This is a genomic window from Tabrizicola sp., assembly GCF_041913445.1.
Taxonomy (GTDB): Bacteria; Pseudomonadota; Alphaproteobacteria; order Rhodobacterales; family Rhodobacteraceae; genus Tabrizicola.
In genome coordinates this window covers 129,054-136,758 of the sequence record NZ_JAYSFG010000010.1, presented here as the reverse complement: position 1 = coordinate 136,758, position 7,705 = coordinate 129,054, and the positions used below count along the sequence as shown (strand labels likewise).

The window sequence follows — 7,705 nt, the reverse complement described above, 5'->3', positions numbered from 1 at the left end:
GGTGCCTGTAACGGGACGTGAACCAGAGCAACACAACCGGCTCTGGGCACCACCTTCACCGCCAAGCTATTGAATAGCCTCAGCTTTGTCCTTGGATGGAGCGAGCGTAGAACATGGCACTGCAGCTACGCAGCATTTGCCATCCACTTCGCTAACACCTCCAGCGGGTAACCCTTCCCGTAGCTCTGCCCGACGCCCTCAGTCTGCCAGCCGCCGATCTGGTCCACGATGTCCGCTGGACACTCGACAGCCCGGAGCCTGTCCCGCATCGAGTGGCGGAAGCTGTGCATGGACCCTTTCTCGGGGACGTGTGGCTTCAACCATTTGTTCAGCGCCGCGCTGGCTGAGTTCGAGTTCGTCTGGTCCGTCTTGTTGTAGCGAGGGAAGGCGAAGGTGCTGTCGGTTACAACTCCGTGGATGCGCTGAGCAGCCCAGAGAGAGGCACCGACCAGCGGGACCTTCCTTGCGCTACCAGCGGTCTTCAGACGCCGCCACGGATGCTCACGGACCACGACATGCGGGATGGGGTCGTCGAGGCGGAGATCGTCCTTCAGCAGCCCTGCAGCTTCTGCCAGCCGCATCCCCGTGTCAGAGACCAAGGCGACCAGCCAGCGGAGATCATCATCGATGCGTCGGCAGTCTTGCTGAAGGCTGCGGATCACGTCGATTGGGAGCGGAACACGCTCTTCGACCCCCGCGTTCCGGTCGTAGTAGACCTTGCCGAAGGGGTTGCTGAAGTCGATCCCAATCTCGCTGGCGGCGAAGTTGATCACCGACCGAACCGTGCCGAAGATGCGGGTGATGCTGCTGCCCGTGAGGCCGCGCTTCAGCAGATCGTCGCGGAAGGCGTTCGCATCCGCCTTGGTGTAAGCTGCGATGTCCTTGTCCCCGCATACGTCGATGACGTAGCCACACGACCTCTCAGCGGACCGCTGGAAGGTGATTGGGCGACCCTTGCCCTTGAGGCGCAAGTAGATGCTGACCGCCTCTGAGAGCTTCACGCTGGCCGCTACAGCCACCGCAGATGCTATCGGGCGAGCGGAAGGGGCCAAGCCAGTGTTTCCTGCCATGCGGAGCATGTGCTTCCCCGGCAGATCGCTGTCGTTGATCCTGAGGTGATACCAATACTCGTCCAGCTTCTGCGCTGCCCGGACGGCACGGGAAGCGGCCACAGTGACCGACCTTGTTCGCAGGGAGTAGGAGATTTTGGGGGACGTGTAGTGGTGCCGAAGGTCATTCGGAACGCGTCTGATGAAGTAGTAGACCCCGTCTTTCACAAATGAGTGGGGTGCAGCTTTGTTCTCCGCCATGTTCTACGCTCGCTCCATCCAAGGACAAAGCTGAGGCTATTCAATAGCTTGGCGGTGAAGGTGGTGCCCAGAGCCGGAATCGAACCAGCGACACGCGGATTTTCAATCCGCTGCTCTACCAACTGAGCTATCTGGGCACCGTTTGGTGGGCGGGTGATATCCAAGCGGCGGGGGGCTGTCCAGAGGGAAAACGTCCCTAATGCGCCTTCGGCGGAGCGTCGTTGTCGGCGGGCTCCGCGGCCTCTTCCTCGCGCTCGGCGGGGATGCGGTAGCCTTCGGTCAGCCAGCGACCAAGGTCGACGTCGGCGCAGCGGCGCGAGCAGAAGGGGCGGTAGTCGGGAGCGGCGGGCTTGCCGCAGATCGGGCAGCTCATGGCAGAAGCTCCGACAGCGGCAGCCGGTCGCGCTTGCGGGTCAGTTCGTAGAGGCCAAGCACCGTCCAGCCCGCAAGGTTCGCCTCGCCGTCCGACTTGAAGGCCGACTTGAGCACCTGGTCCAGGATGTGCCGGTCGCGCTTCGGCATGGGCGCGAAATCCACCACCACCTGCCCGCCAAGCCCGCGCAGGCGCAGCTGGCGCGGCAGGTCGCGGGCGGCCGCGACGTTGGCCTTCAGCGCCGCGGCAGGACTGGTGTCGGGACCGGTGTTCACATCGACGGCCACAAGTGCCCGGGTCGGTTCGATCATCATGTGACCCCCGCCGTCCAACGCGACTCGGGGCGCGCGCAGGGCCTCGACCGCCTCGGTCACGCCGTGGCGCTCGAAACTTTCCGGGTCCGTGTCCGCGTCGTCGACCGCCGGGTCGAGCCAGTCGCGGAAGGCCCGGTCGTGCGCCGAGGGTCCGTCCACCAGGAGTTCAGGGGGGCCGCTCACATCGGCCAGCACCGCCTCGGCCAGGCCCCGCATCGCGGCGATGTCCTCGACGATCGCCTGGTCTTCGGCCTCGAGGCAACCCGACCGCAGGATCAGGCCCAGCGCCTCGTCAGCCCCGGACATTCCGGCCTCCGCCAGGGCAGACAGCTCGGCGCGGCGCTCCTCGTCCTTGATCCGGCGCGAGATGTTCAGGCCCGGCGCATCCGGCGTGATGATCGCAAAGCGCGACTTGAAGAGGAGGCGCGTGGTGACGGGGACGGCCTTGCCCGCCTCGGCCGGGCCGGTGACCTGCACCAGCAGGCGCTGGCCAGGGGCGACGCCGGAAATCTGGCGCAGGAAGCCGGACCCCTGGGGCAGCTTGACGAAGATCCCGCCCTGCCCCTTCACCGGACGGTCCGCCACGGCGCGGTAGATTGCGCCCGGGATGGCCACGTCCTCCGCGGGGTCGATGGCCAGCTCCTCAAGCCGCCCGTCCACCATCAGCGCGGCGGCCTGGCGGCCGTCGATCTCGTCCAGAACCAGCACGCGGCCCTTCATTCCTGCCTCCAGACCGGATAGCCGATCGCTGTAAGAAGCGCCGCCGTCTCGGCAACGGGCAGGCCCATGATCCCGGTGAAGGATCCCGAAATCCACGGGATGAACGCCCCCGCCAGGCCCTGGATCCCGTAGCCGCCCGCCTTGCCCTGCCATTCGCCGCTGGCGAGGTAGGCATTCAGCTCGGCATCGGACAGGCGCTTCATCTTCACGGTGCTCAAGGATTCGCGGACCAGCACCCGGTCCCCCCGGCGCACCGCAAGCGCGGTGATGACCTGGTGGCGGCGGCCGCCGAGGGCAACCAGGAATTCGGCAGCCTCGCCCGCATCGGCCGGCTTTCCCAAAATGCGACGCCCGAGGGCCACGGTGGTATCGGCGCAGAGGACGACGTCCTCGGGTCCGGCGGGGACGGCGCGCGCCTTCTCCTCGGCCAGCCGCAGGCAGTAGGGCCGGGGGAGTTCGCCCTTCCTCGGGTCCTCGTCGATGTCGGGGGGCAGGATCAGGTCGGGCGTGATCCCAAGCTGCGCCAGAAGCTCTTTCCGGCGGGGGCTGCCCGATCCCAGGATCAGTCGCAATTTACTTGAAGCGATAGTTGATGCGGCCCTTCGACAGGTCGTAGGGGGTCATCTCGACCTGCACCTTGTCACCGGCCAGAACGCGGATGCGGTTCTTGCGCATCTTGCCTGCCATCACCGCGATCAACTCATGGCCGTTCTCGAGTTCGACCCTGAATGTCGCGTTCGGCAGGAGTTCCTTCACGACACCGGGGAATTCGAGAATGTCTTCCTTGGCCATGGTCTCTCCATTGCAGATGGGCCCGCAGGTTGGTCCCGCAGGCTTCCGGGGCGCGATATGCGCCTGTTGGCGCTGGGTTTCAAGCGGATTCTGGAATGCGTCAGGTCCGCAGGCGGAAACGCTGGATCTTTCCGGTCTGCGTTTTCGGCAGGGCATCGGTGAAGATCACGCGGCGCGGGTACTTGTAGGGGGCGATGGTGCGCTTGACATGGTCCTGCAAGAGCTTGACCAGAAGCTCACCGGCAGAGTGCCCCTCGGCCAGAACCACATGCGCCTCGACGATCTGCCCCCGCTCCTCGTCCGGAGAGCCGATGACGGCGCATTCCAGCACTGCCGGATGCGACAGAAGCGCGGCTTCGACCTCTGGCCCCGCAATGTTGTAGCCCGCGCTGATGATCATGTCGTCCGACCGCGCAGCAAAGTGGAAGCGGCCCTCTTCGTCCTGCCAGAAACTGTCGCCGGTCAGGTTCCATCCCGCCTTCACGTAATTCTTCTGCCGTTTGTCCGAGAGGTACCGGCACCCCGTCGGCCCGCGCACGGCAAGCCGCCCGACTTCCCCGCGAGGAAGCTCGGCCATGTCCTCGCCCACGATCTTCGCCTCGTAGCCCGTGACCGGCCGGCCGGTGCAGGCGGGGTGGTGGTCGTCGAAACGGTTGGTGATGAAGATGTGCAGCATCTCGGTCGCGCCGATCCCGTCCAGCATCGGCTTGCCGGTCTTCTGCATCCACTCCTCGTAGACCGGGCCGGGGAGCGTTTCCCCCGCGCTGACCGCGGCGCGAAGGCTGGACAGGTCCGCCCCTTCCGCCATCGCCTTCAGCATCACCCGGTAGGCGGTGGGCGCGGTGAAGCAGACCGTGGCACGGTGCTTCTGGATGATCTCGATCATATTGGGCGGGCTGGCCTGTTCCAGAAGCGCCGCCGCCGCCCCGAAGCGCAGCGGAAAGATGGCAAGTCCCCCCAGCCCGAAGGTGAAGGCCAAGGGGGGCGAGCCGACGAAAACGTCCTCGGGCGTGACGCCAAGGACCTCTTTCGCATAGCCGTCCGCGATGATCAGAAGGTCGCGGTGGAACTGCATCGTGGCCTTCGGCTCGCCCGTCGTCCCGCTGGTGAACCCCAGAAGCGCCACGTCGTCCCGGCCCGTCGGCACCGCCTGAAACTTCACCGACTTCGACAGGGCCACCCGATCCAGCTCCGCGTCGTGGTTCGCGGTCCCGTCGAAGCCCACAACCGTCCGCAGGTGCCTGGACACCTTGGCGCAGGCGACCAGCTCCTCCATCAGCCGGGTGTCGCACAGCGCATGGGTGATCTCGGCCTTGTCGACGATGGCCGTCAACTCCCCCGCGCGCAGCATCGGCATGGTGTTCACCACCACCGCCCCAGCCTTGGTCGCCGCCAGCCAGCAGGCCACCATCGCCGGGTTGTTGGCCGAGCGGATCAGCACCCGGTTGCCGGGCCTCACCCCGTAATCCTCGACCAGAGCATGGGCGATGCGGTTCGACCAGTCGGTCAGCTCCTTGTAGGTGCGGCTGCGGCCGTTGCCGATCAGCGCGGTGTTGTCACCGAAGCCCTTTGCCACCATCGCATCGGTCAGCTCGACACCAACGTTCAGCCAGTCGGGATAGTCGAACCCGCCCAGCCGGATCTCTGGCCAGTCCTCGGGCGCGGGCAGGCGGTCGCGGGTGAACGTGTCCTCATGTCCTGTCGGTCCAAGCATCCGTCGGGTCCTCCCAAACCCTGCCGTCACCCTTTAGGAATGACGGCGGTTGCCTCGATTTCCACCTTGGCCCGGTCCTCGACCAGGGCCACCACCTGCACCAGAGCCATCGCCGGGTAATGCCGCCCGATCACGGCCTTGTAGACCGCCCCCAGCTCGCGCAGCCGGTCCAGATATTCCCGCTTGTCCGTGACGTACCAGGTCAGCCGCACCAGATGCTCGGGCAGCGCGCCCCCCTCGGCCAGGACCTCGACGATGGACTTCAGGACCTGCTCGACCTGGCCCACGAAATCGTCGGTCTCGAACTCCTGGTCCGCGTTCCAGCCGATGATGCCGCCGGTAAAGACCATCCGCCCCTCGGCCGCAACGCCGTTGGCGTAGCCCCGCGCGGGCTTCCAGTGCCTTGGGTGAAGGATTTCATGCATCCTGCGTCTCCTTGTAGGCTTCCAGCGCCGCGCGCATGTCCTTGGGCCAGGGCGCGGCGCGCATCCCGTCGATCCAGGCCAGCGTCATGCCCGCCCGGAGCCGCAACCCATCGTCCCCGTGCCCCTCGACCCACAGCTTGACCGAGGAGCCGCCGACCCTTTCTACCCGCAGCGTAAAGCGCACCTTCTCGCCCAGCCGCGAGGGTTTCTGGAACACCGCCTCGATGGCCACCGTCGGCACGCCGTTGTCCGCGCCAAAGTGCATGGATGCGAACGAGCGCCCGACCACATCGGCAAAGAAGTTCTCGATGACCGAGTTCACCATCTCGAAATAGCGGGGGTAGAAGACGATCCCCGCCGGGTCGCAATGGTTGAACTCGATCTGGATCAGTCGCTCGTACATCCTACTCGTTGGCCTCGGGCGGCAGGAAGTCCACATCGTGCCTGGCCGAAGCCTCGACGATGGCCGGGATGTCGGTCATGTCGTGCAGCGCCTCGAACAGGGCTTCCAGCTTCCCCGCGGGCGAGACCCAGAACAGCGCCCGTGCCGGCTTGTCGGACTTGTTGAAATAGCCATGCGGCACGCCCTTCGGCATCCGCACAAGGTCGCCGGCCTTGGCCACCGACCAGACGCCATCAAGCTTCAGGTGCAGCTCACCCTCCTGCACCAGGATGAACTCGTCCTGGGTCGGGTGGACATGGACCGGCACGAACTGGCCCGGCTCGCTGTTGGTCTCGAAGCTGAAGGTCGTCTCGCAGGAGGCCTTGGGGAAGTACCGCTGCCCCAAAATGTTCAGCATCCGCCCGTGATAGGCCTCGCCGTTGCGGGTGATCCCGCCTTTCAGATCCGCCATGTCGTCCCTCCCTATCCCAGAATACTTCTGGCAATGATGATACGCTGCACGTCACTTGCCCCCTCGTAGATCCGCAGCGCCCGGATCTCGCGGTAAAGGCTTTCCACGGCGAACCCGTGCCGCACCCCGTCGCCGCCATGCAGCTGGACCGCCATGTCGATGACCCGCTGCGCGGCTTCCGTCGAATAGAGCTTCGCCATCGCCGCCTCGCGGCTGACCCTTTGCGCGCCCATGTCCTTGGTCCAGGCCGCCCGGTAGACCAGCAGGGCCGAGGCATCGATGTCCAGCGCCATGTCCGCCAGATGCCCCTGCACCAGCTGCAACTCGGACAGCGCTTGTCCCTGGATGCGTCGCCCTTGCGTCCGCGCCAGCGCCTCGTCCAGCGCCCGCCGCGCGAACCCCAGGGCCGCTGCGCCGACTGTGGACCGGAACACATCCAGCACCGACATGGCGATCTTGAACCCCTCGCCGGGCTTGCCGATCAGTGCCGCCTCCGGCAGCTCCACCCCGTCCAGCCGCAGATGCGCGAGCGGATGCGGCGCCATCACCTCGATCCGGCTGACAACCTCCAGCCCCCTGGTCGCCGCGGGCAGCAGGAACGCCGACAGCCCCTTCGCGCCCGGAGCCTCCCCGGTCCGCGCGAAGATCACGTAGACATCCGCGATCCCGCCGTTCGAGATGTACGTCTTCTCCCCGGACAGCCGCCAACCACCCTGCACCCGTTCCGCCACGGTCGCCGTCGCCGCCACGTCCGACCCCGACCCCGGTTCAGTCAGCGCAAAGCCCGAGATCGCTTGTCCCGTCCGCGTCCGCGAAAGCCACTCCCGCTGCTCCGCCGTCCCGAACAGGCTGACCGCCCCCATCCCCAGCCCCTGCATCGCGAAGGCGAAATCCGCCAGCCCGTCATGCCGCGCCAGCGTCTCGCGGATCAGGCAGAGCGAGCGCACATCCAGCCGCTCCCCCTCTCCCGCGCCCGAATGCTTCAGCCAACCACCTGCCCCCAGCGCCGCGACCAGCCCACGGCAAGCCGCATCCACATCGGCATGCGACACCGGCAGGTTGGCCGCGCACCACTCATCCAAGGCCGCCGCCAACTCACGATGGCGGGGCTCGAAGAACGGCCAATCCAGAAAACTCGTGTCGCTCATTTCATAAAGGACCAAATATCAATCGGGGTTCAGGGTGAAGCAAAGCCACCGGGAA

At 66.2% G+C, this 7,705-nt stretch carries 10 protein-coding genes and 1 tRNA gene; all 11 read right to left on the bottom strand.

The genetic code is table 11. The features are described from left to right. Positions 1–125: 125 nt before the first annotated feature. A complete protein-coding gene (locus ACE3Q6_RS13305) occupies positions 126–1,310 on the bottom strand; it encodes a DUF6538 domain-containing protein (protein WP_374433077.1) in 1,185 nt (394 codons plus the stop codon). A 61-nt stretch (positions 1,311–1,371) separates the two neighbouring features. Beyond that, positions 1,372–1,447: transfer RNA gene (locus ACE3Q6_RS13300), tRNA-Phe, on the bottom strand. 59 nt (positions 1,448–1,506) lie between these two features. Further along, positions 1,507–1,683 (bottom strand): DNA gyrase inhibitor YacG, encoded by a 177-nt coding sequence (locus ACE3Q6_RS13295; RefSeq protein WP_374433074.1) that lies wholly within the window; start codon positions 1,681–1,683, stop codon positions 1,507–1,509. Then, positions 1,680–2,717: a ribonuclease E/G gene (locus ACE3Q6_RS13290; protein WP_374433072.1), complete on the bottom strand. Its 1,038-nt coding sequence runs from the start codon at positions 2,715–2,717 to the stop codon at positions 1,680–1,682. Before ACE3Q6_RS13290 ends, ACE3Q6_RS13295 begins: the two co-directional genes overlap by 4 nt. Continuing rightward, positions 2,714–3,289, bottom strand: coding sequence for a nucleoside triphosphate pyrophosphatase (locus ACE3Q6_RS13285; RefSeq protein ID WP_374433070.1), 576 nt, complete (start codon positions 3,287–3,289; stop codon positions 2,714–2,716). The genes ACE3Q6_RS13290 and ACE3Q6_RS13285 overlap by 4 nt, the downstream gene beginning before the upstream one ends. A gap of 1 nt (position 3,290) precedes the next feature. Continuing rightward, entirely contained in the window at positions 3,291–3,509 is a 219-nt protein-coding gene (gene infA / locus ACE3Q6_RS13280) for a translation initiation factor IF-1 (RefSeq protein WP_050523081.1), read from the bottom strand. A 100-nt stretch (positions 3,510–3,609) separates the two neighbouring features. After that, complete coding sequence (locus ACE3Q6_RS13275) at positions 3,610–5,223, bottom strand: AMP-binding protein (RefSeq protein WP_374433066.1); 1,614 nt, start codon at positions 5,221–5,223, stop codon at positions 3,610–3,612. A gap of 26 nt (positions 5,224–5,249) precedes the next feature. Then, on the bottom strand, positions 5,250–5,648 hold the full coding sequence (locus ACE3Q6_RS13270) for a RidA family protein (protein ID WP_374433064.1): 399 nt from the start codon (positions 5,646–5,648) through the stop codon (positions 5,250–5,252). Further along, complete coding sequence (locus tag ACE3Q6_RS13265) at positions 5,641–6,051, bottom strand: acyl-CoA thioesterase (protein ID WP_374433061.1); 411 nt, start codon at positions 6,049–6,051, stop codon at positions 5,641–5,643. The genes ACE3Q6_RS13270 and ACE3Q6_RS13265 overlap by 8 nt, the downstream gene beginning before the upstream one ends. 1 nt (position 6,052) lies before the next feature. Then, positions 6,053–6,502, bottom strand: coding sequence for a cupin domain-containing protein (locus ACE3Q6_RS13260; RefSeq protein ID WP_374433059.1), 450 nt, complete (start codon positions 6,500–6,502; stop codon positions 6,053–6,055). A gap of 11 nt (positions 6,503–6,513) precedes the next feature. Continuing rightward, positions 6,514–7,650 (bottom strand): acyl-CoA dehydrogenase family protein, encoded by a 1,137-nt coding sequence (locus ACE3Q6_RS13255; RefSeq protein WP_374433057.1) that lies wholly within the window; start codon positions 7,648–7,650, stop codon positions 6,514–6,516. Between the last annotated feature and the right edge of the window lie 55 nt (positions 7,651–7,705).